Annotated in this window: 24 protein-coding genes; 12 read left to right on the forward strand and 12 right to left on the reverse strand. The window is 58.1% G+C overall.

Features of this window, described 5'->3' with window-relative positions; all coding sequences use genetic code 11:
* Window positions 1–137: 137 nt before the first annotated feature.
* Entirely contained in the window at window positions 138–1,580 is a 1,443-nt protein-coding gene (locus MWU39_RS12935; protein WP_247160550.1) for an alkaline phosphatase, read from the reverse strand.
* A 103-nt stretch (window positions 1,581–1,683) separates the two neighbouring features.
* Here MWU39_RS12935 and xth point away from each other — a divergent pair, with 103 nt between their 5' ends.
* From xth to MWU39_RS12950, 3 genes are all read left to right on the forward strand, one after another.
* On the forward strand, window positions 1,684–2,472 hold the full coding sequence (gene xth / locus MWU39_RS12940; RefSeq protein WP_247160551.1) for an exodeoxyribonuclease III: 789 nt from the start codon (window positions 1,684–1,686) through the stop codon (window positions 2,470–2,472).
* Window positions 2,473–2,570: 98 nt separating this feature from the next.
* A complete protein-coding gene (ribA, locus tag MWU39_RS12945; RefSeq protein ID WP_247160552.1) occupies window positions 2,571–3,539 on the forward strand; it encodes a GTP cyclohydrolase II in 969 nt (322 codons plus the stop codon).
* A complete protein-coding gene (locus MWU39_RS12950) occupies window positions 3,536–4,048 on the forward strand; it encodes an N-acetyltransferase (RefSeq protein ID WP_247160553.1) in 513 nt (170 codons plus the stop codon). The genes ribA and MWU39_RS12950 overlap by 4 nt, the downstream gene beginning before the upstream one ends.
* Window positions 4,049–4,052: 4 nt before the next feature.
* Here MWU39_RS12950 and MWU39_RS12955 read toward each other — a convergent pair whose 3' ends face one another.
* Window positions 4,053–5,057, reverse strand: coding sequence for a right-handed parallel beta-helix repeat-containing protein (locus MWU39_RS12955; protein WP_247160554.1), 1,005 nt, complete (start codon window positions 5,055–5,057; stop codon window positions 4,053–4,055).
* A 21-nt stretch (window positions 5,058–5,078) separates the two neighbouring features.
* Here MWU39_RS12955 and MWU39_RS12960 point away from each other — a divergent pair, with 21 nt between their 5' ends.
* From MWU39_RS12960 to MWU39_RS12985, 6 genes are read left to right on the forward strand one after another with little or no spacing between them, the layout of a single operon-like run.
* Complete coding sequence (locus MWU39_RS12960) at window positions 5,079–5,534, forward strand: hypothetical protein (protein WP_247160555.1); 456 nt, start codon at window positions 5,079–5,081, stop codon at window positions 5,532–5,534.
* The gene (locus MWU39_RS12965; RefSeq protein ID WP_247160556.1) at window positions 5,531–5,782 is read left to right on the forward strand and encodes a hypothetical protein; all 252 of its coding nucleotides are present in this window, start codon (window positions 5,531–5,533) and stop codon (window positions 5,780–5,782) included. Before MWU39_RS12960 ends, MWU39_RS12965 begins: the two co-directional genes overlap by 4 nt.
* A 44-nt stretch (window positions 5,783–5,826) precedes the next feature.
* Window positions 5,827–7,014 (forward strand): acyl-CoA dehydrogenase family protein, encoded by a 1,188-nt coding sequence (locus MWU39_RS12970; protein WP_247160557.1) that lies wholly within the window; start codon window positions 5,827–5,829, stop codon window positions 7,012–7,014.
* Window positions 7,015–7,020: 6 nt separating this feature from the next.
* Window positions 7,021–8,262, forward strand: a complete 1,242-nt coding sequence (locus MWU39_RS12975) for a CoA transferase (RefSeq protein ID WP_247160558.1) — start codon at window positions 7,021–7,023, stop codon at window positions 8,260–8,262.
* A complete protein-coding gene (locus tag MWU39_RS12980) occupies window positions 8,262–9,488 on the forward strand; it encodes an acetyl-CoA C-acetyltransferase (protein ID WP_247160559.1) in 1,227 nt (408 codons plus the stop codon). The genes MWU39_RS12975 and MWU39_RS12980 overlap by 1 nt, the downstream gene beginning before the upstream one ends.
* Window positions 9,485–10,333 (forward strand): MaoC family dehydratase N-terminal domain-containing protein, encoded by an 849-nt coding sequence (locus MWU39_RS12985; protein ID WP_247160560.1) that lies wholly within the window; start codon window positions 9,485–9,487, stop codon window positions 10,331–10,333. The genes MWU39_RS12980 and MWU39_RS12985 overlap by 4 nt, the downstream gene beginning before the upstream one ends.
* Here MWU39_RS12985 and ppk2 read toward each other — a convergent pair.
* Entirely contained in the window at window positions 10,330–11,109 is a 780-nt protein-coding gene (gene ppk2, locus MWU39_RS12990; protein ID WP_247160561.1) for a polyphosphate kinase 2, read from the reverse strand. The genes MWU39_RS12985 and ppk2 overlap by 4 nt on opposite strands.
* Window positions 11,110–11,164: 55 nt before the next feature.
* Between ppk2 and phhA the strand changes: the two genes are divergently transcribed.
* The gene (gene phhA, locus MWU39_RS12995; RefSeq protein WP_247160562.1) at window positions 11,165–12,103 is read left to right on the forward strand and encodes a phenylalanine 4-monooxygenase; all 939 of its coding nucleotides are present in this window, start codon (window positions 11,165–11,167) and stop codon (window positions 12,101–12,103) included.
* Between the two features lies 1 nt (window position 12,104).
* Here the strand turns inward: phhA and MWU39_RS13000 are convergent, their stop codons facing one another.
* From MWU39_RS13000 to MWU39_RS13015, 4 genes are all read right to left on the reverse strand, one after another.
* A complete protein-coding gene (locus MWU39_RS13000; RefSeq protein ID WP_247160563.1) occupies window positions 12,105–12,362 on the reverse strand; it encodes a hypothetical protein in 258 nt (85 codons plus the stop codon).
* 90 nt (window positions 12,363–12,452) lie between these two features.
* Complete coding sequence (locus MWU39_RS13005) at window positions 12,453–13,310, reverse strand: undecaprenyl-diphosphate phosphatase (protein ID WP_247160564.1); 858 nt, start codon at window positions 13,308–13,310, stop codon at window positions 12,453–12,455.
* 57 nt (window positions 13,311–13,367) lie between these two features.
* Window positions 13,368–15,551 carry a M13 family metallopeptidase gene (locus tag MWU39_RS13010; RefSeq protein ID WP_247160565.1) on the reverse strand — a complete coding sequence of 728 codons (2,184 nt, stop codon included), beginning with the start codon at window positions 15,549–15,551 and terminating at the stop codon, window positions 13,368–13,370.
* A 128-nt stretch (window positions 15,552–15,679) separates the two neighbouring features.
* Window positions 15,680–17,410, reverse strand: coding sequence for an ABC transporter transmembrane domain-containing protein (locus MWU39_RS13015; protein ID WP_247161098.1), 1,731 nt, complete (start codon window positions 17,408–17,410; stop codon window positions 15,680–15,682).
* Between the two features lie 291 nt (window positions 17,411–17,701).
* Here MWU39_RS13015 and phaZ point away from each other — a divergent pair, with 291 nt between their 5' ends.
* Window positions 17,702–18,937 (forward strand): polyhydroxyalkanoate depolymerase, encoded by a 1,236-nt coding sequence (phaZ, locus tag MWU39_RS13020; protein WP_247161099.1) that lies wholly within the window; start codon window positions 17,702–17,704, stop codon window positions 18,935–18,937.
* 598 nt (window positions 18,938–19,535) lie between these two features.
* Here phaZ and MWU39_RS13025 read toward each other — a convergent pair.
* A complete protein-coding gene (locus tag MWU39_RS13025) occupies window positions 19,536–20,147 on the reverse strand; it encodes a DUF4126 domain-containing protein (RefSeq protein WP_247160566.1) in 612 nt (203 codons plus the stop codon).
* Between the two features lie 138 nt (window positions 20,148–20,285).
* On the opposite strand from MWU39_RS13025, the gene MWU39_RS13030 reads away from it, so the two are divergent.
* The gene (locus tag MWU39_RS13030; protein ID WP_247160567.1) at window positions 20,286–20,735 is read left to right on the forward strand and encodes a hypothetical protein; all 450 of its coding nucleotides are present in this window, start codon (window positions 20,286–20,288) and stop codon (window positions 20,733–20,735) included.
* A 186-nt stretch (window positions 20,736–20,921) separates the two neighbouring features.
* Here MWU39_RS13030 and MWU39_RS13035 read toward each other — a convergent pair whose 3' ends face one another.
* The 4 genes from MWU39_RS13035 to MWU39_RS13050 form a co-directional block, all read right to left on the reverse strand.
* Window positions 20,922–22,103, reverse strand: a complete 1,182-nt coding sequence (locus MWU39_RS13035; protein WP_247160568.1) for an acetyl-CoA C-acyltransferase — start codon at window positions 22,101–22,103, stop codon at window positions 20,922–20,924.
* 77 nt (window positions 22,104–22,180) lie between these two features.
* Window positions 22,181–22,630 (reverse strand): MaoC family dehydratase, encoded by a 450-nt coding sequence (locus MWU39_RS13040; protein WP_218404043.1) that lies wholly within the window; start codon window positions 22,628–22,630, stop codon window positions 22,181–22,183.
* A gap of 103 nt (window positions 22,631–22,733) precedes the next feature.
* Window positions 22,734–24,152, reverse strand: a complete 1,419-nt coding sequence (locus tag MWU39_RS13045) for a putative O-glycosylation ligase, exosortase A system-associated (RefSeq protein ID WP_247160569.1) — start codon at window positions 24,150–24,152, stop codon at window positions 22,734–22,736.
* Complete coding sequence (locus MWU39_RS13050) at window positions 24,152–24,370, reverse strand: hypothetical protein (protein ID WP_247160570.1); 219 nt, start codon at window positions 24,368–24,370, stop codon at window positions 24,152–24,154. The genes MWU39_RS13045 and MWU39_RS13050 overlap by 1 nt, the downstream gene beginning before the upstream one ends.
* Window positions 24,371–24,374: the final 4 nt, after the last annotated feature.

Raw genomic sequence — 24,374 nt, forward strand, 5'->3', positions numbered from 1 at the left:
ATTATACATCACAAGGTAGCGGAAAGGCGGGTTTCCCCCCTGTTGCCCAGCCCTTCGGGAATGCTGCTTTGTACAAGCGTGACGAACGCTAAATGGAACCCCTGTCCCACCGCCCCCGGGACAGGGGTTTTTTGTATCTACTTCCAGCCGAATGCTGATCGGATGATGTCGTAGATTTTGTTCTGCTCAATCACACCGCGCGCTTTTTCCGATCCCGGACCACTGGCGTAAAGCGCGACATCTTCACCTGCATGCGTTTCACTCCGCGTCGGGATTGCTGACTGCTGCTTTGCGTTGATGCCGGTTTCCGGGACGGAACGCTCGGCCTGATTGGCGATAGCACCGGGGCCGTTGGCATAGCCAAGCGTCGTGTAAGGTTTGCCATCTGCGGCCTTCGCGGCTTCAGCGCCACCACTTTCAGGCGACACAACCAAGCCTAAGATGTCATTCCCGCGCCGCGGATAGCCTGCGATTGTGAAGACGTGGCTGTGATCGGCGGTGACCATGATCAGAGTTTCATCGGCATCGGTGTTGTCGATTGCGTATTGGATTGCCCGAGCGAACTCGACGGTTTCTTCCAGAGCCCAACCAGCACGGCCCGCATGATGCCCGTGGTCGATCCGTCCCGATTCGACCATCAGGTAGTAGCCTTCAGGGTCGGATTTGAGCCGGGCGATGGCTTGCGAGGTCATATCCGTTAGCGTCGGCTCGCCTTCCCCTTTCCCGTCCATGCGTTCTGCCATGTAAGTCATATGACTGAGCGAAAAGAGGCCGAGCAGCGGCTTGCCCATCGGCGCAGAGGCCAATGCATCGGCACTGGTCACGAATGTGCCACCGGTCCGCTGCACCCAATTTGCCGTCAGATCCGCATCCGGCTCAAGGCGTCGGCCCGCATCCTCGACACTTTTGCCGTAGAAAGCGGCCAGTCCGCCGCCCAATGCGACGTCCCAATCGGCTTCGATAAGCTGCGTCGCAATGTCCTTACAGCCCAGACCGCGCTGGTCTTCGGGCATGCCCATATCGGATTCCCAATTTCGGTCCGGGCTGCGCGAATAAACGCTAGCCGGCGTTGCATGCGTGATCCGCGCGGTCGAAACGATACCCAATGCCAAGCCCTTGCCTTTGGCCTCTTCGCCAAGCAGCGGAAGCGGATTGGCAAGACCCGACGCACAATCGCCGCGCTGCGTATCGGGACCGACACCGAGCAGGCCGATATTTGTCTTTTCGCCGGAATGCATGGCTGTCGCAGTGCCCGCACTGTCTGGGACTTGCGCATCGACATTATAGGTTTTGACCAACGCGACATTCTCGAACTTTTCAAAGCTAAGCAGGTTTTCTTCGCCGGTCTCCCCGCGCTTTTGCCCTTCATAAATCCGCGCGGCCGTGATCGTGGAAATCCCCATCCCGTCACCAATAAACAGGATCACGTTCTTTGCCTTTTTCGGAGCATCCGCAGCAGGTGCGCTTTGCACCGGGCTAGCGGCGATTGGCACGCCATTGTAATTGTTCGTTGTGTTGCAAGCAGCAAGCGACAGGGTAGACGCGATCAAAGCAGTGGTGAACAGGCGCGTGCGGATCATTGAGAGGACTCCAAGAACAGATTTGCGCTCACGCTATCGCTATCCATTGTGACGGGAAAGCTAAACCTTGTCGGATTTTCCCCGGCCCCCTAAGTGCGGTCACATGATTTCTGTAGCCACTTGGAACATCAACTCGGTCCGCTTGCGCCTGCCGATTGTCGAAACTTATTTGCAGGAGCACGCACCGGACATCCTGTGCTTGCAAGAGATCAAGTGTGAGAACGACAAGTTCCCCGCCGAAGCCTTTGCCGCGATGGGTTATGAACATCAGGCCGTTTGCGGGCAAAAGGGATATCACGGGGTGGCCACCGTCAGCCGCGTGCCGATCCGCGAAGTCTCCCGCTATGATTGGCAAGCCAATGGCGAAGCGCGACATGTCGGTGTCGAAATCATCGGTAAAGATACTGTCGTCGAGAATGTCTATGTCCCCGCTGGCGGCGACATTCCCGACCGCGAAAAGAACGTGAAATTCGGCCAAAAGCTCGACTTTCTGGAGCGGATGACTCGTTGGGCCGAGAATATCGAAAAGCCCACTCTAATCGTTGGCGATTTCAACATCGCACCGCTCGAAAGCGACGTGTGGAGCCACAAACAACTCCTGAAAGTCGTCAGCCACACCCCGCTTGAAGTGGAAACGCTCAAGCGCTTCCAAGACGCGCATGGATTTGTGGATCTGGGACGTGAGTTCATCAAAGACCCCGATCGTTATTTCAGCTGGTGGTCGTACCGCTCTCCAGACTGGAGCAAGAATGATCGCGGGCGGCGGTTGGACCACATGTGGGCCAGCGAAAGCTTGGCGAAGCAGGCAACCGGCCACCGCATTCTTGAAGAAGCGCGCAGCTGGGAAAAACCGTCCGATCATATCCCGCTCATCACGGAGTTTGATCTCTGAGCGAGACACCGTCTCCGTCCCGCCGCGCGGCGCAGGCCGTCGATGCCTTGCGTCATGGATGGCCACTCGCGTTTGAAGGTGGCCCTGTCTTGCTGCCAGTGGAAACAGCCGTCGCTAGCGGCGCGGTCGCCGATCAAATGCTGATATCCGCTGCCCGGGCCGCGACGCTAAAACTTGCCAATCAGCGTGAAGCTGCTGCTCCCCATGCTCCGGTTCTGATCCGCGGCGGGGAGCCGTTTGATATGACAAGCGCGATCCCGATTGCCGATCCGGCGCTCGATTTGCGCAATCCTTTAAAGGGGCCGTTTCAGGCCGCAACGCTTCGTTGGGAAGACATCGCCGCGACAGCCATGGAGCTCGCCCGCATTGCGGGTATCTTGCCCGCCTTCATGGTTGATCCAGTTGATGCTGGCGAGCCGCAGGCTGTTTCTACATCCGATCTGGACGCTTACACCGAAACGGGCGCCCTAAGGATTGTGACCCGCGCGAAACTTCCAGTCACTGCCAGTGAAACAGCCGAGATTGTTGCGTTCCGCTCCTCTGCAGACACCCGCGAGCATGTGGCGCTCATCATCGGCAATCAATCGGGTGACCGGGAACCATTGGTCAGGCTCCATTCCGAATGCCTGACTGGTGATATTCTCGGCAGCCTCAAATGCGACTGCGGGCCGCAGCTCGATGCCGCTCTTCATGCCATGGCGGAGCACGCTGCCAAAGACGGCGGCTGGGGCGCGCTGCTTTACATGAGGCAGGAAGGACGCGGGATTGGCCTTATCAATAAGCTGCGCGCCTACCGGCTGCAGGATGTTGGCTTTGATACAGTCGATGCGAACCAGCGGTTGGGCCTGCCCGATGAAGCCCGCGATTTCGGCACCGCTGCGCGCATGCTCGAACTGCTGGGTGCGACAACGATTCGTCTGATGACCAACAATCCGAAGAAGGTCGACGCGCTTTCAAGCGCGGGCGTCACCATAACGCAGCGGGTTCAACATCAGCTGCCTGACAATCCTTTCAATGAGCGTTACCTCGCGACCAAACGAGACAGATCAGGACATTTGCTGAAATGAGAGGCCCGGAAATCGCCATCACGATCCGACCCGAAGCGCCGGGCGACGAAGCAACCATTCACGCGATGACTACGGCTGCATTCAATCCCATGCCGTTCTCGGACGGGAGCGAGCCCGACCTTATTGATCGCTTGCGCGCGGATGGTGACCTGACCCTTTCTCTGATCGCAGAAGACGCCGAACGGATCGTGGGGCATATCGCATTCTCTCCGGTAACAGTCGGAGACGGCGCAAAGGACTGGTACGGGCTTGGACCGGTCTCCGTCTGGCCCGAGCTTCAACAACGCGGCGTTGGCGGCGCTTTAATCAAGCGCGGAATTGCCGACATGAGGGCGCATGGTGCGAAGGGCATCGTCTTGCTCGGCAGCAATATTTATTATCCGCGCTTCGGCTTCGTGCACGAGCCGCAGCTCACCTATGAAGGCGCGCCGCCCGAGTTTTTTCAGTGCCTGTTGCTGGAAGGCGATTTGCCGAGCGGCGCAGTGCACTTCGCGCCCGCTTTCGGCTAAACCCTTACCGCTCTTCGTATTGCGTCAGACCGTCTGCGAGACGGTTACCAGACATAACCACGCGCGAACCTGTCCAATCGGCGAGGAATACGCTTGCGCGGCGCAGACCGGGAACAAAGCGGGCTTCGTTGTTGGTCACGTTCAGACCGTCAGAGCCATGCAGGTTCTGCTCTGCGCCCAACGCGATGAAGGCGGAGTAGTTTTCCTTGTCACGCCCCTGCACAAACCAGTTTTGGGCGATGCGTCCCGTGGCGCCTGCGGGCAGATCGATCATGTAGTTCGTTCCGCGGCCATTGGCATCGTCAAACGAATTGCCTTCAATCACCACATTGCTGGCACGCGCTTTGAGATAGTGCCCGCCTTGACCGCGCTCAAACCGGCTTTCGCGCACCGTCAGCTGACCATAGTCGCCAGTGTAGATCGAGTGCGCGCAGCCTGCGGAATTCTCGCATGTGCCAAGCCCGCTGAATGTCGAACGCGTGATGAAGATGCGGCCATTCGGATTGTTAGCCGTCAGAATGCCTTGCTGGCTGTTTAGGAAACGCCCGAATGCAACATTGAGCGAGCCTTTCTCCAACCGGATGCCCGCGCCATTGCCATCGCGCACATTGATGCCGCTGAACGTCACGCCGCGCACCTCAGCGCCAACACCGCGCAATACCAGCGCCGCTTTACCTTCGCAGGCGGTCCGATCGAGCACCGCCGTGCCATATGTGTCCGCAACGTAGCTAATGACGCCTGCGGTCTGAACGGCGCATTGGCGATAAGTGCCCGGAGCGATTTGGATGGTTCCCTTGGCCGCGCCAATCGAGTCGACCGCTTGCTGTAGACTTTCGAAGCCGCGGCCCGTTTCCATCACAGTGAAAGCCGACATGCGGGGCGCTGGAGCCTGCGCCGTGACAGCCGCCACAGGCAAGGCGGCAGCCGCCAGTGAAGCAACGACGAGGCCACCCCAGATGGATGGGCGGGAAAGCGAGGCTGTTTCAGCTGATGGGCGCGTGTGTGTCATTCCGGTGGCATAGCGCGCTTTGTGGAAAGACGAGCGCGCCAAGGCACCACTGTCTCGATACGGATCATCATTTCGCGCTTTGATAAACAGCCCGGCCTTGGCTACACGTCTCAGGCAATCATGTTTGGGATTATCGAGGAGGAAACCCTGATGAAGAAATTCACCACTATCGCCATGCTTGGCACCGCGTCACTCGCATTGGCTGCATGCGGAAGCTCGGATGACGCTTCGAACAATCTTGAGGTCGAAACGGTAGAAATGCCTGCCGAGGAAGCGCTTGAGCCGGTTGCGGAAGAGCCGGTTGAAGACACGTCTGTCGCCGAAGTTGAAGGCCCGCCTCCGGTGGACACGGCAACGGCAGAAGAAGCGGCAGAAGCTGCTGCAGGTGTTGCAGAAGCCGTTGAAGCAGCGGAAGCCGCCGAAGCCGCACTGGCCGCTGAAGCAGCAGAAGCCGCAGCCAATATCGAAATCGAATGATGCGACTTTCACATCGTCACAGCCAAGTGATGCTTGTGACAGCCTGCGTCGCTCTGGCGGCTTGCGACAGCTCGGGCGGAACCGCGCCCGGCGCTGTTAGCGAGGGCGAAGCGCGCGCGCTCGAAGAAGCCGCTGAAATGCTGGACGAACGCGGCCTGCCGGAAGGCGTGGTGCCCGATCCAGATGCGGCGGTTGCCGCGGAACCGGTGGACGAAGACGCCAATCCTTCTGGTGCGGAAGCCGAGTAGGATAGGCGACAAGCCTGCGCCCTAATGAGAGGATCGAACCTGCAATGAATGCCGCCGTAAATCCGGGAATGGACGAAGACACATTCGAACAATTCGCCGAACAATTGGATCGCTATGTCAGCGAGCGGTTAATCCCCGCAGAGGGCGAATTGATCGAGAATGACGCGGTCCCGCCGGAAATCGTCGACGAAATGCGCGAAATGGGCTTGTTCGGGATTTCAGTGCCTGAGGAATATGGCGGCGCAGGTCTGAACGTTACGCAATATGCCCGCGTCGTGAACGCAATGAGCTATGCCGCGCCTGCATACCGTTCGATCTTCTCGATCAATGTCGGGATGTTCGCGAGCGCCCTTAAAAATGGCGGAACCGAAGCCCAGCGCGCCGAGTGGTATCCGCAGTTGGTCGAAGGCAAGATTGCCTGTTTTGGCCTGACTGAACCGGGCTCAGGCAGCGATTCCGCGGCCATGCAGACCACCGCCACACCCGATCCAGATGGCAACGGATGGGTACTCAACGGAACCAAGCGGTACATAACCAACGCGCCGCATGCCGATGTCGCGCTGATCATGGCACGAACAGAGAAAGACGCCCTGCCAAAGAATGCGCATGTCAGCGCGTTTCTTGTTCCGATGAACACACCGGGCGTTTCAACCGGTTCGCCGGACAAGAAGATGGGGCAGTCAGGCTCGCACATTTCCGACATCATGCTTGATGATGTGAAGGTGCCCGGTGATGCTCTATTGGGCGGAGAGACCGGCAAAGGTTTCCGCTTTGCAATGCAAAGCCTCGACAATGGCCGTATTTCAGTTGGCGCGGCGGCAACCGGCTATGCTCGCCGTGCGCTAAACTCCGCGCTCCGCTACGCCAATGAACGCAAGGCGTTTGGCGAGCCGATTGCCAATTTCCAACTGATCCAGGCGATGCTCGCCGACAGCGAGACCGAGATCTACGCCGCCGAATGCATGATGCGCGATGTCACGGCTCGTGCTGATCGCGGCGAGAATATCATCACCAAAGCCGCTGCATTCAAAGTCTTTGCCTCTGAAATGTGCGGGCGTGTCGTGGACCGTGTCGTGCAAATCTATGGCGGGGCTGGTTACTTGGCAGAATACGATGCCGAGCGGTTTTTCCGAGATGCGCGTATCTACCGGATTTACGAAGGCACCACACAGATTCTCCAACTCCAGATCGCCAAGCATATGCTGCGCGAATGGGAAGCGATGAACGGATAACCCACCTTGTATAATCTTCTAAGCGACCTTTCGATTATCGAGGTTTCCAGCTTTGTCGCCTCTCCGACCGCTGGCCTGTATTGCGCGCAGATGGGCGCAGAGGTGATCCGCGTCGATCACAAGGCCGGCGGGCTGGATTACGACCGCTACATGCTCACCAAAGAAGGGCGCTCGCTGTCTTGGGAGAACCTGAACCGGGCCAAGAAATCGGTCGCGCTCGACCTGCGCAGCGGCGAAGGGCGCGAATTATGCGTCGAGCTGGCAGCCAAAACAGGCCAGTGCATTACCAACCTGCCGGAGAAGAGTTTTCTCAGCCACGCCGCGATCAAAGCGGCTCAGCCGGAGGGCGCACCTGATCTCACATCGGTGCGGATCATGGGCTGGCATGACGGGCGACAGGCGATGGATTTCACCGTCAACGCTGCATCTGGCTATCCATTGATGACCGGACCGGATGATTGGGACATGGCAACCGCGCCGCCGGTCAACCAAGTGCTGCCCGCGTGGGATTTCATAACGGGTGCCTATTGCGCCTTTGCGATGCTCGCCGCGCTTCGCCACCGCGATGCGACCGGCCTGGGCTCGGAAGTGCGCGTGCCGCTCGGCGATGTCGCTATCGGTACGACCGCCAATGCTGGAATGATGGCAGAGATGCTGTATCGTGGCAGCGACCGGGAGCGGCTTGGCAATGCGATCTGGGGCGCATTTGGCCGCGATTTCCGGTCAAAAGACGGCGTACGCTTTATGGTGGCAGCGCTCACGGCGAAGCAATGGGCGGGCCTGGTCGAGGCTTTCGGCGTAGCATCGCCGATCAGCAAGCTCGAAGCGGAAGTGGGCGTTACATTTGCCGATGGCGACGATCCCCGCTTCAAACATCGCCATGCGCTGTTCGACATCTTCCAGAATGTCGCGGGTAGCCACGATTACAATGTGCTGGAATCGCTCATGGCGGCACATGGCTGCACCTTCGAGAAATACCGCACTGCGCATGAGGCGGCGAACGATCCCGCGCTTGTCACCGACAATCCGATGTTCGGCCCTTCGCCGGCAAACCCATCAGGTTTTGAATATCCCGCGCCGCGTTCCTTTGCGAACATACCCGATCAAAGCGCGGGCGATCCGGCGCCCGCGCCTTACCTCGGGCAGCATTCCGAAGAGGTGCTTACCGAAAGACTTGGCCTGTCGAGCGGCGCCATTGGCAAGCTTGTGGATGCCGGAACCGTGGCTTTGAGTGATAAGGACCGCTGATGACTAGAAGAGCCGCAATCGTTTCGCCGCTGCGCACTCCGGTGGGCAAATTCCTCGGCGGGCTATCCAGCCTGAATGCAGGTGAATTGGGCGCGATCATCCTGAAGGCGCTGGTCGAGCGGAGCGGAATTGATCCTGCCCGCGTCGATGATGTTGTGTTCTCGCAAGGGTATGGAAACGCCGAAGCACCGGCCATCGGGCACTGGTCATGGCTCGCCGCTGGATTGCCATTGGAAGTGCCCGGCTATCAGCTGGACCGGCGCTGCGGCAGCGGCCTGCAAGCGGTCGCCAATGCCGCAATGATGGTTGAAACCGGTATGGCCGATGTCGTCGTCGCGGGCGGATGCGAAAGCATGTCCAATGTCGAACATTACACGCTCCAAGGGCGCGGCGGCGCACGCATGGGCGATATCACTTTGCATGATCGCCTTTCGCGCGGACGCTTGATGAGCCAGCCAATTGAACGCTTTGGCGTCATCACCGGCATGATCGAAACGGCGGAAAACCTTGCCAAAGACTATGGCATCAGCCGCGAAGACGCCGATGCCTATGCCGTCCGCTCTCACCAGAACGCGGCAGCAGCATGGGAAGCGGGCAAGTTCGATGCGCAGCTCGTGCCGGTTGAAGTACCGCAGCGCCGCAAAGACCCGATCACGTTCGATCAGGACGAAGGCTACCGCGCCGACGCGACTGTAGAATCGCTTGCCGACTTGCGTCCCATTGATGGCAGACGCGATCCTGACGCCATCGTAACGGCAGGCAATGCGAGCCAGCAAAACGACGCAGCGGCGGCATGTCTTGTGGTGGCCGAAGACAAGCTTGAAGAGTTGGGGCTGGAGCCCTCGCTCTGGTTCGGCGGCTGGGCAGCGGCAGGCTGCGACCCGTCGCGCATGGGAATTGGTCCTGTTCCCGCGGTCGAGCGGCTATTTGAACGGCGCGGATATTCTTGGGGCGATATCGATTTGGTTGAGCTCAACGAGGCATTCGCGCCGCAAGTGCTCGCTGTCCTGAAAGGTTGGGGCTGGTCTGAGGATGACAGCCGCCGCGAGATATTGAACGTTAATGGATCGGGCATTTCGCTCGGCCATCCGATCGGTGCGACTGGCGGGCGAATTCTCGCCGACATGGCCGCAGAAATGCACCGGCGCCAAGCGCGATACGGGCTCGAAACGATGTGCATCGGCGGTGGCCAAGGTATCGCAGCGGTGTTTGAACGCGCGACATGAGCTTTGATGCTTGGATCGGAGGCGCGCAGCAGTCGAGCGACAATCTGGATGAGGCGCAAGCCACGCGCTGGCTGGCGACTTTCAATCTTGCGAAACCTGACCCTGCAATCATGCCGCAAGGCATCCATTTCGCGCTTTGCACGCCCGATGCGCCGACCGAAGCGCTTGGCGAAGACGGGCATCCAGCTAGAGATGACAGCTCAGGCAGCTTCCTTCCACCATTCCCGATGCCGCGCAGAATGTGGGCCTCGAGCGCCATGGAGTTCCGCGCGCCTATCGCTATCGGCGCTACTGTCACCCGCACCAGCCGCGTTGCTTCGATCACCGAGAAAGACGGCAGCAGCGGCAAGCTTGCCTTCGTCAATGTGGACCACGAGACACATGCCAACGGCACATTGTCTGTGCGCGAGACGCAGACTTTGGTCTATCGGGACGCCGCGCCTGCCGATGCGCCGCTTTTGCCGCCTGAGCAGGGGGAAGAACGCTTCGATCCCTCAGGATGGGACGTGCATCGCGCTCTCACTCCCGATCCGCGCCTTTTGTTTCGCTATTCTTCGCTCACGTTCAACTCGCACCGCATCCATTATGACGCGCCTTATGCCCGCGATGTCGAGCGGTATCGCGGACTTGTGGTCCACGGGCCGCTCACTGCCAGCCTCTTATTGCAGCTGGCCGCAAGAAAGCTTGGCGAAAACGCTCTGCGAACATTCGAGTTTCGCGGAGTCTCGCCTGCAATAGCTGGGGAGCCGCTGCACCTTGTGATGCGTGCTTCAGAAGACGGCTTCGAACTCGGTGCATTCGCAGCCGACGGTCGCCAGATCACCAAAGCGAAGGCTTCGACCTAATCCTTGATCGGATAATCCGCGATTGGCTCGATCACCGTGTAGCTTTCAGACTTTGGCTCACGGCCCAGCTCGGGAAAATCAATCGCTGGTGGCTCGATATGGGTGTCGGGCAGCCGATCGAGCAAATCGCGAATCAGGCTGAGCCGCCCGCGTTTCTGGTCGTTGAAATCCACCAAAGTCCACGGTGCGTTGTTAGTGTGCGTCGCGTTCAGCATCGCCTCGCGCGCTTCGGTGTAGGCATCGTATTTCTCACGCGCGGCGAGATCGACAGGCGAAAGCTTCCAGCGTTTCAACGGATCCTCGAGCCGTTCGCGAAGCCGTTCTTCCTGATTATCCTGATCGGTCGTCAACCAGTATTTGAATAACAGGATACCGTCATCGGTCAGTTGCTTTTCGAAGATCGGGGCTTGCTCGAGAAACGCATCGACCTGTTCAGGTTTCGCATAGCCCATCACCTTTTCGACACCGGCGCGATTGTACCAGCTGCGGTCGAACAGCACGATTTCACCCGCGCTTGGCAGATGGTCGACGTACCGTTGGAAATACCACTGCGTCTGCTCATCATCGGTTGGTTTGCCAAGAGCAACCGTGCGGCACTGGCGCGGGTTCAATTTGTCGCGCACCGCGCGGATCGCGCCGCCCTTGCCCGCCGTATCGCGTCCTTCGAACAGCACCACGATCCGCGCGCCGGTTGTCCGCGCCCAGCGGGCCATGCCGACCAGCTCCTCCGTCATCGGCTCGAGCAGTTTGCGGTAGTCTTTGCCTTTTAGGCCCATAGTTTCTCTCGGTTTGGTGTTGCCTTGCGGCGATGGTAGTATCACATGATACATCATGGCTACACTTGCTGATCCTGACACCGATTTTTCTCGTCTGCCCGACCTGCCGGAAGACGTCTTTACTGCGCCATTGGCGAAGCCTGCGCATTTGGGGGGCGACTGGCTAGAACCTGCGCAGACCGACTATTCATCGGACGATCACGGGATTTGGAATGAGCTGTTCGCTCGCCAAATGGAGGTTTTGCCCGGTCGTGCGGCCAGCGCCTTTATGGCAGGGCTCGACAAGCTCGATCTGTCACGCGGCGGCATTCCGGAATTCGGTGTGCTGTCTGAAGAACTGGATAAGCTCACCGGGTGGAGCGTCGTGCCCGTTCCGATGCTGATCCCGGATCACGTGTTTTTCTGGCATCTGGCGAACCGGCGTTTCCCTGCGGGCAATTTCATCCGGACGCGCGAGACTTTCGACTATATTCAGGAACCCGACGTGTTCCACGATGTGTTCGGCCACGTCCCGATGCTGACTGATCCGGTCTATGCCGATTACATGCAGGAATATGGCCGCGCCGGTTGGAAGGCGATGCATTACAATCGGCTCAAATCCCTCGGTGCGCTCTATTGGTATACCGTGGAGTTCGGCCTGATCGAAGAAGCCGACGGCATCAAAGCCTATGGAGCGGGAATTCTCTCAGGCCCGACAGAAGCAAAATTCGCGGTCGAGGCCGAAAGCCCGAACCGGATCATGCTCAATGTCGATCGGGTGATGCGCACCGACTATGTGATCAGCGATCTTCAGCCGACCTACTTTGTAATCGAAAGCTTCGATGATCTGTTCCGCCAGACGGTGGAGCGCGATTTTGACCGGCTCTATAAAAATCTCGCGCCGGGCTTCACCTACGCCAACAGCGCGGTGATCGATGTCGATTATGTGGTGAACCGCGGAACGCAGGAATATCATCTGCGCGGCGGACGGGGCAGCAGCGCAGCCCCGGTCTAGGTCAGACCTCAGCCGGATCTTTCACGAAAAAATGATAGATGATCAGCGCAATGACACCGCCGGCAAAACCTGCGCCCAAAGCGATCACGGACAGCCCGCCAATGAACGTCCATTCATTCACGAATAGTCCAACGGCGATCGTCGCAAGCATGCTAAGGCCCATTTGACGCAAAATTGCGCCCGATGCTTCGCTTCGCGTGAGAATTGAAGCCAGCCAACCAAGGGTCGCCCCCAAGACAATCAGCACGAGTAACGCCATTTCTATTCAAATCCTGTAGATGTTGCGTGTCATTTGAATAACTCTCACGAACGCGAAAGAGTTCCGGCGCGCTCATAATTCTGACGCAAACTAAAAGAAATATAAGAGCGCGCAGCCCATCGCGATCCGATAGACCACAAACACCATCATTGATGCTTTCTTGAGGAAGTTCATCAGGAACGCCATCGTCAGAAATGCGGCAATGAAAGTCAGCACGCCTGCGACTAGCGCATCCCACGCCAGCGCAGTGCCAGCCTCGAAAATCTCCGGCACGATCAACACTCCCGCACCAGCCACCGCCGGGATCGAGAGAAGAAATGAAAAGCGTGCCGCTTCGACCCGTTTGTATCCAAGGAACCGCGCCGCAGTCATCGTCACACCCGAACGGCTCGTGCCGGGAATAATCGCCAGCGCCTGAGCCAAGCCCACTATCAAGCCATCGCGCCAGGTCATATCCTCAAATTGCTTCACCTCTTTGCCGATCCAGTCTGCAATGCCGAGCAGGATGCCGTAAGCGATGAGGTTGAATGCGATGAGATCGGTAAACCGGATGGAGCTCATCAGATCGTCGTCCACGATCTCCACGCCGAAGACACTCGTCGCGATACCGTTGAACAGCCCCATCTTGATCGAAAGGCCAAACGCAACCGCCGGGATCGTGCCAAGCACAATCCACCAGAACAATCGCCTTTCCGACGGCGCATTGGGCGCGTTTGCGCCTACGCCAACGCTGGCAAAGCCGCCGCGTGCAAGAACAAGAACGTCTTTGAAAAAGTAGACAATGATCGCGAGCAGCGATCCGACATGCACCGCAACATCGATCAGCGGACCTTGGTCGGAAAAGTCCGTGAAGGTCGGAATCAGGATCAGATGCCCCGACGAGGATATCGGCAGGAACTCGGTGATCCCCTGAACCACCGCAATGATAAGCAGCTGGATAAAAGTCATAGCCCGCGCTCCATGAATGAAGCGCGGGCTAAGTCAACTTTTGGATCAATCTTTGTATTACCAGATCTTCACGCGCTCTTCGGGCGGGAGGTAGAGATCATCTCCTTCTGTCACGTTAAACGCGTCGTACCACGCATCGATATGACGCACGGCGTTGTTCAAACGGAACTCACCCGGAGGGTGGTTCGCTGTCATCACGCGGTTACGCAGCGATTCCTCGCGCTCCATCCCGCGCCAGATCTGGGCGTAGCCGAGGAAGAACCGTTGATCGCCGGTCAGCCCGTCAATCACAGGCGCCTCTTCACCGCCAAGCGACATGCGATAGGCGCGGTAGGCCATTTGCAGCCCGACAACATCGCCAAGCGTTTCGCCCATCGATTGGCCGGGACGCAAACATTCTGGACCGTTTGAGCCTTCAACCGGACAATAGGATTTGATGAAATCGCCCATTTGATCGGTGAATTTCACGAAGCCATCACGGTCTTCGTCCTGCCACCAATTGCGCAAAGTGCCGGTCGCATCAAACTGCGATCCCTGGTCGTCATAGCCGTGGCCGATTTCATGGCCGATCACCGCTCCGATGCCGCCATAGTTTACGGCTGGATCGGCACTGCCATTAAAGAATGGCGGCTGAAGGATGGCTGCCGGAAACACGATCCGGTTGGTCAGCGGCGAATAATAGGCGTTCACCGTTTGCGGGAACATGCCCCACTCGGTCGGATCGACTTCAGTGCCCAGACGCGACAGATTATCCTCATCATTCCAGCGGATCGTCGCCATGCGATTGCCCAGCGGATCGTCGGAGGTGATTTCGAGGCCATCATAGGTCTTAAACTCATCAGGGTACCCGATCATCGGGACAAAGCCTTCAAGCTTGCTACGCGCCTCGGCGATGGTTGCCGGCGTCATCCACACATTCTCGTCGAGCGCGGCGCTCATCGCTTTGGTCAGGTTCGCAACGAGTTCATCCATCCGCGCCTTGCTGTCGGGCGGGAAGTATTGTTCGACATACAGCGCACCGAGCTGCTCACCGATTGATCCTTCGACTGCAGAAATCGCCCGCTTCCATCTGGCTTGCTGCTCTTCCTGACCGCTGATCGCTTTGCCGTAAAACTCGAAAGTCGCGGTATCGAGATCACTCGAAAGGACCGCCGCGTTCGACGACAGAAAGCTTTTCGCCATATAGGCCTGCAACGTCGCAAGCGGCGTTTCGGTCAGCAATTCCATCATGGCCGGCAAACCGCCGCCGATCATCGCGACCTGCTCGGGCGTCAACTCAGCCTCTTCAATCTCTTCGTCGGTCGGTGGCAATTGCGCCGCAAGATAGCGCGGCTGGCCGGAAAGCTTTGCGGATTCCAGAAGCGTCGCAATCGGGAAATCACCGGCCAGAGTGGTGAGGTCTTCAGGTGTAAGCTCGTTATATGTGAGGGTCGGCTTGCGGAAAATTTGCCGCGCCCACTCGATTGCAGCGACCTTGCTCTCAAACGCATAAACCGCCTCGGCAGCGTTCGCTGGATCGGCATAGCCCGCTGCGGAGAATAAAGTGGTGAGGTACTCTTTGTACTTCGCGCGAATTTCCAGATTGCTCTCGGAATCGACGAGGTAATAATCGCGGTCGGGCAGACCCATCCCGTCAAAGCCGATGCTGACCGCATATTGAGTCGGGTTACGAGCATCGATGTTCACACCGGCGCTCACCAGCGAGGGATAGCCGGGCTTGCCAAACAGTTTTGTCAGCGCCTCCAGATCGGCTGCGCCGTAAATTGCATCCAAGTATGGCTGCGCTGGCGCCAGACCACTGGCATCAATCGCATCGACATCGAGATAGGCGTTGTATGCATCGACAATCCGGCGTGCTTGCGTGCCAGGCGCTGGATCGGAATCGACCAGAGTCTGCACCAGTGCCTTCACGTCCTGCGTCGACCCTTCGCGCAGCATATCAAACGCGCCAAAACGCTGGCGATCTGCCGGTATCTCGTTGGCAGCAATCCACTTGCCATTGGCATAGGCGTTGAAGTCATCCCCGGGATCAAGCTGGGTATCGATCAGATCGAGCCCCACTCCCCAGCTTCCGAAATCCATGGTCGGCGTAGACGGCTCAGAACCGGCTTCGCTTGCTTCGGTTTCTTCGAGCAGATGGATGTTGCCGCCCGTTTCGTGAGAGTGCTCATTGGCGAGCGCTGCGCCGGTCATGGCAAGTGCAGCCGTGCCAGCGAGCAAAAGCTTGGTTGTGCGGATCATAATTGCGTGTCCCCGTTTGGAATTGTCATTTGTCCCGAGCCTATATGTAGCGCAGAGTCGACGTCAGGGGTGTAATTCATCCGATACGCCATGCCCTTGGTCGATAAACCGGCGGCATTGGCGCTTGATTACGCCGCTTGGTTGGTCGCGAATTGAAGCTTGGCCAGCCGCGCATAAAGCCCTCCTGCGGCGGAGAGTTCGGCATGGGTGCCTTGTTCGACCACTTCGCCGCCATCGAGAACGATGATCCGGTCTGCCTTGCGAACAGTCGCAAGGCGGTGCGCAATCACCAGCGTCGTGCGGTCCGTCATCAGCGCATCGAGCGCCTGTTGGACAAGCTGTTCGCTTTCGGCATCAAGCGCGCTGGTCGCCTCATCCAGCAACAGGATCGGCGCATCTCGCAACAGCGCCCGCGCTATTGCCACACGCTGTCGTTGCCCGCCGGAAAGCTGTGTGCCGCCTTCGCCAAGATAAGTGTCGAGCCCTTTGGGAAGATCGCGCAGGAATTTCTCTGCATTGGCCGCGCGTGCAGCTTCCCAAATCTCTTCGTCGCTCGCATCCCAGCGGCCATAGCGCAAATTGTCACGGGCGTCGGCGCTGAACAGCACGCCGTCTTGAGGCACCAGCGCCAGCCGGTCGCGGATATCAGCGGGATCAGCCTTGGTCAGCGGCACCCCGTCAAGCCGGATCGTGCCGAGCTGCGGATCGTAAAACCGCTCGACCAGTTGGAAGATCGTCGATTTGCCCGCGCCCGAAGGGCCGACAATCGCAATTGTCTCTCCCGGCTCAATCTCAAGCGTGAAGTCCTTCAGCGCTGCGGTTTCTGGCCGAGCGGGATAGCGGAACGTCACATTGCGGAAAGAAAGGCTGCCGCGTGGCGGCACAGGCAGGCGTTCGGGGCGATCCGGGGCCAAAATTCCAGGCTTGGCTTCGAGCAATTCCGCAAGGCGGCTCGCCGCGCCCGCTCCGCGAAGCAAATCGCCATACACTTCGGTGAGAGCCCCAAACGCACCCGCAACGATCATTGAACCGACCAGAAATGACATAAGCGTACCAGCCGTAATGGCGTCATCAGCCACCGCTTCCGCACCGCGCCACAACAACAACACGATCGACCCAAAAATCGAAAAGATCACAATAGAGGTCATGACCGCGCGCAAAATGATGCGCCTGCGTGCGGTTTCAAAGGTTCGTTCAACCGCGTCGCCAAACCGGTCCGCCTCGCGCGGCTGCTGGCCAAAGCTCTGCACCACTTTCATCGCTGAAAGCACTTCAGTCACCATCGCGCCCACATCGGCAACGCGGTCCTGACTGTCCCGTGAAATCGTGCGAATTCGGCGCCCGAAAATCACAATCGGCAGGACTGTCAACGGAATCCCAACAGCCAACCACACGGTGAAGCCCGGCAACAGCCAGAGCAGGTAAATCGTGCCGCCTATGCCAAGAAACACATTGCGCAAAGCCACAGACACAGTTGTGCCAACGACGGTTTCGATGACCGCCGTATCCGACGTCATCCGGCTGGAGATTTCCTTGGGCGAGTTTTCTTCGTAAAATGCCGGCGACATCCGCAGCAGATTGCGATGCACCTTTCGGCGGATATCCGCGACGACGCGTTCCCCGATCCAACTGACGAAATAGAATCGCGCGGCCGTTCCAAGCGCGATAATCACCACGATCAAACCAAGATACCGAAACCAGCGGGCAATTTCGGCTCCGCCTTCAGTCGCTCCGAACCCGCGATCAACGATCAATTGAACCGCAGCCGGGATGGCCAGCGTCCCGCTTGCCGTGACGGTGAGCGCGATGAGTGCGAATATGACCTGAGCCGGATATTTTGCCGCTTCGCGATAAATCATCTTCAGAGGGGCGAGTGAGCGCGACTTGCGCGGTGTCTCATCCGTCTCTGTTTGATCCAGTTCGGTGTCGTGGCCAGTGTCGGGGGATGTTTGCGCGTCCATGTAGGGGCCGATTTAGCTACGATGCGCCGGAATTTCACGTGTAAAAAGCACACAGACCCCCGTTCATTGCTGACCGAACGGTTATTGTGCATTGCACAATCGGGCCGAAGCGCCCATCTAAAGATCGGGGATCACACAAATTTGAGCCGGATCGAGATTGCATCCGGCTGGACACTTACGGAACAGTATATGCTCTATCACGCCTATGAAATTCAGCGCAGCATGATGAACTCTGTCAGCTCATGGGCCGCAATCAGCGCATCTGTCTTGTCCAACACCGCTAATCCGTTTGCAAAAATGGGCGCGATCCCGCTCGCAGCCAACGCGCTGGATGTGTTTGCTCACGCTACGGCGAGCTATGGCAAGCCAGCTTTCGGCATCACCGAGATTGAAGCGGATGGAAAGCTGTACCCCGTGATCGAGGCAACCGTGGTCAACCGCCCGTTTGGCGATCTCAAGCGCTTTCGTCTCGATGGCGTGGATGACAACCGCCCGAAAATGCTGATCGTCGCCCCGATGAGCGGCCACTATGCCACGCTGCTGCGCGGCACGGTCGAGCGGATGCTGCAAAAGTTTGAGGTTTACATCACCGATTGGGCCGACGCCGCGACGGTGCCGATGCACGAAGGCGATTTCGACCTCGACACTTATATCGATTATCTGATGGATTTCCTCGGCTATATCGAGGAGTTGAGCCCCGGCCAGCGCCCGCATATGCTCGCCGTGTGTCAGCCGTCGGTGCCAGCCTTCGCTGCGACCGCTTTGCTCAATCAGCACAAATCGCCTGCGACGCCGGCCACGCTCACCATGATGGGCGGACCAATCGACACGCGCGAAAGCCCGACTTCGGTCAACGACCACGCGATGAAACGCCCGATTGAATGGTTCCGCCAAAGCGTGATCGCGACCGTGCCCAAGAATTATCGCGGCGCGGGACGCAAGGTCTATCCCGGCTTTATGCAGCTATCGGCCTTTATGAGCATGAACCTGCAAAGCCATATGATGAGCCATTACGAGATGTTCAAACATCTGACCGCTGGCGATGATGCAAGCGCGCAGGCAACCAAGGATTTCTACGACGAATATCGCAGCGTGTGCGACATGACAGCGGAATTTTACCTGCAAACGGTCGAGGAAGTGTTCCAGAAACACTCGATCCCGAACGGCACGTTTGAGCATAAGGGCGAGGTTGTCGACCTGACCCAGATCACCGACACCGCCCTGCTCGCCATCGAAGGTGAACGCGACGATATTTCAGGGCTGGGCCAGACGCGCGCCGCGCTGAAACTGACCCCCGGCCTGCCGGACGAAAAGAAGAAATACTACATGGCAGAAGGCGCAGGCCATTACGGCATCTTCAACGGCACCCGCTGGCGGACAAAGGTTGCTCCAGTGGTTGAGGAGTTTGTCGCGGCGCATAAGTAAACACTCAGCTCGCGGGCAGCTTGCTACAACCAATTCTAAGACGCCATCGCAACAAGAGTCGGCCGTTCGCAACCCTCTGTCATTGTAGTAGCCCGACCGCGCAACTCCCAATAGCAATGGGGCTGCAATAAGCAGCCCCACCACGCATCTAGATTTTCATAGGTTAGCGACGCCGATCAATCTGGGCCTTGTGGATCTGATTCTGGGTCCGGCGACGGGCTTGCCGTCGGCTGATCCAGAGCAGAAGGTGGAATGACGTCAGCCCATGGAGAAGGCAGCGGGCCGCTATCCGCTGGGAAAGGACCACCAGAACCTTTCCTCGCAAAGTGGTTGGGGTCATCATCTGGACCTGGTCCGCTAGTTCCTCCTACCACTTGAGCTGTTTCTAAATCTGTCAGTATTTTCATTTGCGGCTCCTCTCATTGGAAGTGAGAAGCTGTATTAATGATTTTTATTTGTCAACTCCGGAACAAGCTTTCAAATTACTGTCTTGCCCAAATAACGTGCCGTCTTCCCAAGAAGAGTATGGAAATGACAGGGATGTGTAAAATTGACAAATCGTTCACGGGGGTATTTTTGCAGTATTACTCGAACTTTACTATCTGAAGAGCGAATTTTCAACCTTCGGCGTCCTAAAAAACACCCGCTTGATTATCCGACGCGCCCACAGCAGCAGCAATACCATCAACACGAACAAAACCACGGCAATCCCGCCTGCGACCATCGGATATTCGTAGGCCAGCCACAGCAAGCCGACGGTGGCTATATCCTCTCCGGTAGAGACGACCGCATTGCTGACCGGTTCGGGCGAAGTATTGACCACGGCCCGCGCGCTTGCCTTTCCGCCATGCGCAAGAAAGCTTGCCCCGCCGCCCAGCATAAAGGCGATGACCTGCATCGAAGGATCGGACGGATCAACAATCGCCAGCGCCAGCAGCGCTCCGCCAACCGGGCGCACCAGCGTGTGCACCGTGTCCCAAATGCTATCGAGCCACATCACTTTGTCGGCAAAGAACTCTGCAAGCGCGCCAAGCGCGGCGATGCCCATCACCCAAGGGTTTTCGAGCACGGCGAGGCTCGCCAAATGCTCCGGCACAGGCAGCGCGTCCAGCCGCATCGCAAGACCTGTTGCAAACACGCAAAGATACAGCCGCCAGCCCGAAAGCAGACTGACACTCCCCGCGATCCCGATGATTTCCATAATCCCCATAAGTTCTGTGTAGCCTCAAAACCGCACAAAGAAAAAGCGGGCTTTGAAACCTCGCTTTAACCAAACGGTTTAATCGGACGCTTGGACCAGTCAGCTATCTCTTTAACCAAGTCGAATTGGCACCATGGGGAACCAATAATGATCAAGCTGTCCAAAAATGTTTGTATCGCGGTAGCGCTTATCAGCAGCAGCGCGGCGTTGGCCGAGGATTCGGGCTGGAAAATCTCGGAGACCGACGGACAAGTGTCTGTCTACCGAGATGGTAAGGCGATCTACGGAGCAGCCGGAACACAATTGCAGATCGATGACGTCGTACGCACCAGCAAAGCGGGCCGGGCCGTTTTGGTTCGCGGTCAGGAGTTCGTCCCCGTCTCCCCAAATGCGCAAGTCCGCATTTCTAGGGTAGAGAAAAGCAACGTCACGAAGGTTTTCGAATTTTTCGGCGATCTGGTTTCACCAGGCAAGAAACGCGCAAGCTCGAACCAGCCGATGCTGGCTACGGTTGTGAAAGGCTATGGCAGCGAAAAGAAAGAGAACAGCGTTCTCGCCAAAGCCGATGCGAAGATGGGCCTGACCGAAGGCGACTAATCCCCTCTGCGGCAATCGCCGATAGAGAAAAGGCAGCGCAGGATTGCTCCTGCGCCGCCTTTCTTATTTGGTTTTTAGAGCAAGGCCGCCGAGGACATATGTCCTCGCAAGCGCGACCGCGCGTCGGCCGATTAGGCCGCCCCCGCGGAGGTGTTCGCGAAGCGAACTACCGCGAGCGCAAAAAGCTTAGAAGACTTCGAAAAGTCCCGCTGCGCCCATGCCGCCGCCGACACACATGGTAACAACCACATATTTCGCACCGCGACGCTTGCCTTCGATCAAAGCGTGGCCTGTGCAGCGTGCGCCGGTCATGCCGTATGGGTGGCCGATCGAAATCGAGCCGCCATTGACGTTGAGAATGTCGTTATCGATGCCCAGCTTGTCGCGGCAGTACAGAACCTGCACGGCGAATGCCTCGTTCAGCTCCCACAAGCCGATATCGTCCATCTTGAGGCCGGTCTGCTTGAGCAGTTTCGGGATCGCGAAAACGGGGCCAATGCCCATTTCATCAGGCTCGGTGCCCGCAACAGCCATGCCGACATAGCGGCCCAGCGGCTGAAGACCCTTTTTCTCGGCCAGCTTGGCTTCCATCAGCACCGACGCCGACGAACCGTCGGACAGCTGCGACGCGTTACCCGCGGTGATGACTTTGCCCGGCCCCATGACTGGCTGAAGACCCTGAAGACCTTCGAGTGTGGTCGAAGGGCGGTTGCCTTCGTCTTTGGTCAGAGTGTGCTCAACCTGGCTGACTTCGCCAGTGGCTTTGTCTTTGACCATCATGGTGGTGGTGACAGGAACGATCTCGTCGTCGAACTTGCCAGCTTCCTGACCAGCTGCGGTGCGCATTTGCGATTGCAGAGCGTATTCGTCCTGCGCTTCGCGGCTGATGTTGTAACGCTCTGCCACGGTTTCAGCGGTTTGCAGCATCGGCATGTACACGTTTTTGTGCATGGCGAGCAGCGACGGATCCATCTGGACGCGCATTTCAGGCGTCTGGACCATCGAGATCGAGTCCTGACCGCCGCCGACGACAACGTCCATATTGTCGACGATGATCTGCTTTGCAGCGGTGCTGATCGCCATCAGGCCCGAAGAACACTGACGGTCAATGGTCTGCGCGCCAACGGAAACCGGTGCGCCGCCGCGAAGGGCAACCTGACGACCGATATTGCCGGCTTGCGTGCCCTGCGTAAGGACAGCGCCCCAAACAACATCGTCGATTTCGGCGGCGTCGATACCGGCACGCTCAACGGCAGGAGCGAAAGATGCGGCACCAAGAGTGGCACCGGGGGTAGCATTAAAGCCGCCCTTATAGGCCCGGCCAATCGGCGTGCGGGCGGTGGAGACGATTACTGCGTCACGTGACATAGGGATGTCCTTTCAATGAGAGATACAAGCAGCCCCTCGCGAGGGGCAGAATAGGTTTTGATTGTCTCAGCCGGAGCTTAGACAAACAGCAGTGTGATCCACTCACAGATCAGCGCAGGCTTGTCTTCGCCTTCGATCTCGATCGTGATTTCGGATGTCTGCTGCCACTGGCCCGGACGCTTTTCGACCATTTCGGTCAGCTTCCAGTGGCCGCGAATGCGCTTGCCCGAACGGACCGGCGCGATGAAGCGGGTTTTGTTGCCGCCATAATTCACGCCCATCTTCACGCCGTCCATTTTCGGCATGTCGCTGTTGGCGGACAGATACGGGATCATCGACAGAGTAAGGAAGCCGTGCGCGATGGTGCCGCCAAATGGCGTCATCTTTGCAGCTTCTTCGTTGATGTGGATGAACTGGTGATCGCCCGTCGCATCAGCAAACTGGTTGATGCGTTCCTGGCTCATTTCGGCCCATTCGCTGGTGCCGATAGTTTCGCCGACTTTTCCGGCTAGTTCCTGCGGGGTCATATCCCTCTCCTCTGTGTGAGCGCCAGCTGCGGGAATCCCGCTTCTTCGGCGCAATTTCGAGGGTCTACATGGCAGGCGGGAACGCCTAGTGCAATGCGAGGCTTTATGCCGTTACGGCATCGCCAGCGCGGCCGCCGTTTACGTCAACGTCAACTGGTGTCGAGGACCGCGCTTCGGCGGGCAATTTGCGTGTTGACCGAGCCAGAGCCAGCCGCGCTGATTCGATCCGCTTGGTATAATTCACAAGGCCAATCTGGATACCGATGATCATCAGCATGACCGGTTGATAGGCGATCCCCTGAAACAGCGCGCCGACGATGTAGATGATGCTCGCCATTTGCAGGCAGGATGCCATGGGCGAAATCCACGCTTCATCTTCGGGTTCTTTGCCCTTCCAACTGCGGCGCACCATTTCCATTTGCCAGATGCCCAGCCCCTGCAACAGGAGCCAGATGGTCAGGCCCGGATAGCCTTGCTCGCCGAGCAATTCGAAAATCGCCGAGTGATAAGCGCGGCCTTCATCGGTCACTTCGCGGTATTCGATGGTCTTGGTGCTACCGTCTTCCTCGGTAACAGGCATTTCATACGTGAACTTGTTGCCGCGATAGGCATCAAAGCCGCCACCGGTAGGATTGCGCGAGGCATACTCGATGGTCCAGCGCCACACAGCCATGCGGGTGGAGGCACTCTCATCGCCGCCCGGCTGGGCGATGGTGCTCATCCGCTCGTAATAACTTTGCGGCAGGAACGGCAGCGCCGCCATGCCAAGTGCCGCGCCAGCCGCCATGAACAGAATACGGTGCTTCACATAACGCAGCATCAACACCGCAAGCACCGCGATACAGACGAGGCCCGTGCGCGCCTCGGTTCCGATCGGCACCATCAAACACGCAAAGATTAGCGCGACGGCAAAGGCCGTTACCATCCAGTGCGGTCGGAAAATCGTGCCATACCGTGTGAACCACGCAATCAAAGGCACAAGCGCAATTGCCACGGTCGCCAGCGTAGAGCTTTCGTAAATACCGCTATTGTCGTTCACGAAGAATTTGAGGTTCTCATACCCGCCGCCTCCGAGCACGGTCTTCATGCCAGTGCCAATCACTATGGTTGCAATCGAAAGCACAAGCACAAGGGCCAGCCCTTCAATCCGGGCGCGGTTTGTGATCGTGAAAGGCAGGAACAGCGCGAAAAGCAGAGCCTTCCACACCCAATCCCATTTCGTCACTGCGCTTTCGGGGAAGTCGGCATTGCCTGTTGTCCACCAGCAGTAGAGTAGCAGCGCAAGGATCAAACCCTGCCTCAGCGTGAACCGCAGCCCGTCTTTGTTGTCGAGGAACAGCCAGCCACCAAACGCCGCCGCGAATGCGACGAGCGAAATCTGCAGCTCGGTGACGATCGTATACCCGATCCGCTGCGGCGCGATAATGTCGATATAGACATACAAAAGCACCCACAGGAATGGCCGCCGAAGACCGAGCAGCAGGATGTAAAAGATGAAGGCTATGAAGACGAGATCGAGCATCAGACGCCGGTCCCCGCGTCATCGCTTACAGTTGGGTCGGCATCGGCGTGGCGCCGCGCATTCCGGCCCGCAAAAGAGATAGCCTTGCGGTTTGCTTTCTCCGCATCTCTGATCTCGCCAATCAAGGGATCAACATCCACACCGGCTCGCATGAACAGATGCCAGAAAGCGTACGCTAACAGGCCGTGTCCAATTGATAAGGCGATATAGTCAATCATGTGG

Source organism: Erythrobacter sp. F6033 (assembly GCF_023016005.1).
GTDB lineage: Bacteria > Pseudomonadota > Alphaproteobacteria > Sphingomonadales > Sphingomonadaceae > Erythrobacter.

Coding starts and splice junctions, on each gene's coding strand:
- MWU39_RS12935 (WP_247160550.1), bottom strand. CDS start 1,580: ATGATCCGCACGCGCCTGTTCACCACTGCTTTGATCGCGTCTACCCTG.
- xth (WP_247160551.1), top strand. CDS start 1,684: ATGATTTCTGTAGCCACTTGGAACATCAACTCGGTCCGCTTGCGCCTG.
- MWU39_RS12950 (WP_247160553.1), top strand. CDS start 3,536: ATGAGAGGCCCGGAAATCGCCATCACGATCCGACCCGAAGCGCCGGGC.
- MWU39_RS12955 (WP_247160554.1), bottom strand. CDS start 5,057: ATGACACACACGCGCCCATCAGCTGAAACAGCCTCGCTTTCCCGCCCA.
- MWU39_RS12965 (WP_247160556.1), top strand. CDS start 5,531: ATGATGCGACTTTCACATCGTCACAGCCAAGTGATGCTTGTGACAGCC.
- MWU39_RS12970 (WP_247160557.1), top strand. CDS start 5,827: ATGAATGCCGCCGTAAATCCGGGAATGGACGAAGACACATTCGAACAA.
- MWU39_RS12980 (WP_247160559.1), top strand. CDS start 8,262: ATGACTAGAAGAGCCGCAATCGTTTCGCCGCTGCGCACTCCGGTGGGC.
- MWU39_RS12985 (WP_247160560.1), top strand. CDS start 9,485: ATGAGCTTTGATGCTTGGATCGGAGGCGCGCAGCAGTCGAGCGACAAT.
- ppk2 (WP_247160561.1), bottom strand. CDS start 11,109: ATGGGCCTAAAAGGCAAAGACTACCGCAAACTGCTCGAGCCGATGACG.
- phhA (WP_247160562.1), top strand. CDS start 11,165: ATGGCTACACTTGCTGATCCTGACACCGATTTTTCTCGTCTGCCCGAC.
- MWU39_RS13000 (WP_247160563.1), bottom strand. CDS start 12,362: ATGGCGTTACTCGTGCTGATTGTCTTGGGGGCGACCCTTGGTTGGCTG.
- MWU39_RS13005 (WP_247160564.1), bottom strand. CDS start 13,310: ATGACTTTTATCCAGCTGCTTATCATTGCGGTGGTTCAGGGGATCACC.
- MWU39_RS13010 (WP_247160565.1), bottom strand. CDS start 15,551: ATGATCCGCACAACCAAGCTTTTGCTCGCTGGCACGGCTGCACTTGCC.
- MWU39_RS13015 (WP_247161098.1), bottom strand. CDS start 17,410: ATGATTTATCGCGAAGCGGCAAAATATCCGGCTCAGGTCATATTCGCA.
- phaZ (WP_247161099.1), top strand. CDS start 17,702: ATGCTCTATCACGCCTATGAAATTCAGCGCAGCATGATGAACTCTGTC.
- MWU39_RS13025 (WP_247160566.1), bottom strand. CDS start 20,147: ATGGGGATTATGGAAATCATCGGGATCGCGGGGAGTGTCAGTCTGCTT.
- MWU39_RS13030 (WP_247160567.1), top strand. CDS start 20,286: ATGATCAAGCTGTCCAAAAATGTTTGTATCGCGGTAGCGCTTATCAGC.
- MWU39_RS13035 (WP_247160568.1), bottom strand. CDS start 22,103: ATGTCACGTGACGCAGTAATCGTCTCCACCGCCCGCACGCCGATTGGC.
- MWU39_RS13040 (WP_218404043.1), bottom strand. CDS start 22,630: ATGACCCCGCAGGAACTAGCCGGAAAAGTCGGCGAAACTATCGGCACC.
- MWU39_RS13045 (WP_247160569.1), bottom strand. CDS start 24,152: ATGCTCGATCTCGTCTTCATAGCCTTCATCTTTTACATCCTGCTGCTC.
- MWU39_RS13050 (WP_247160570.1), bottom strand. CDS start 24,370: ATGATTGACTATATCGCCTTATCAATTGGACACGGCCTGTTAGCGTAC.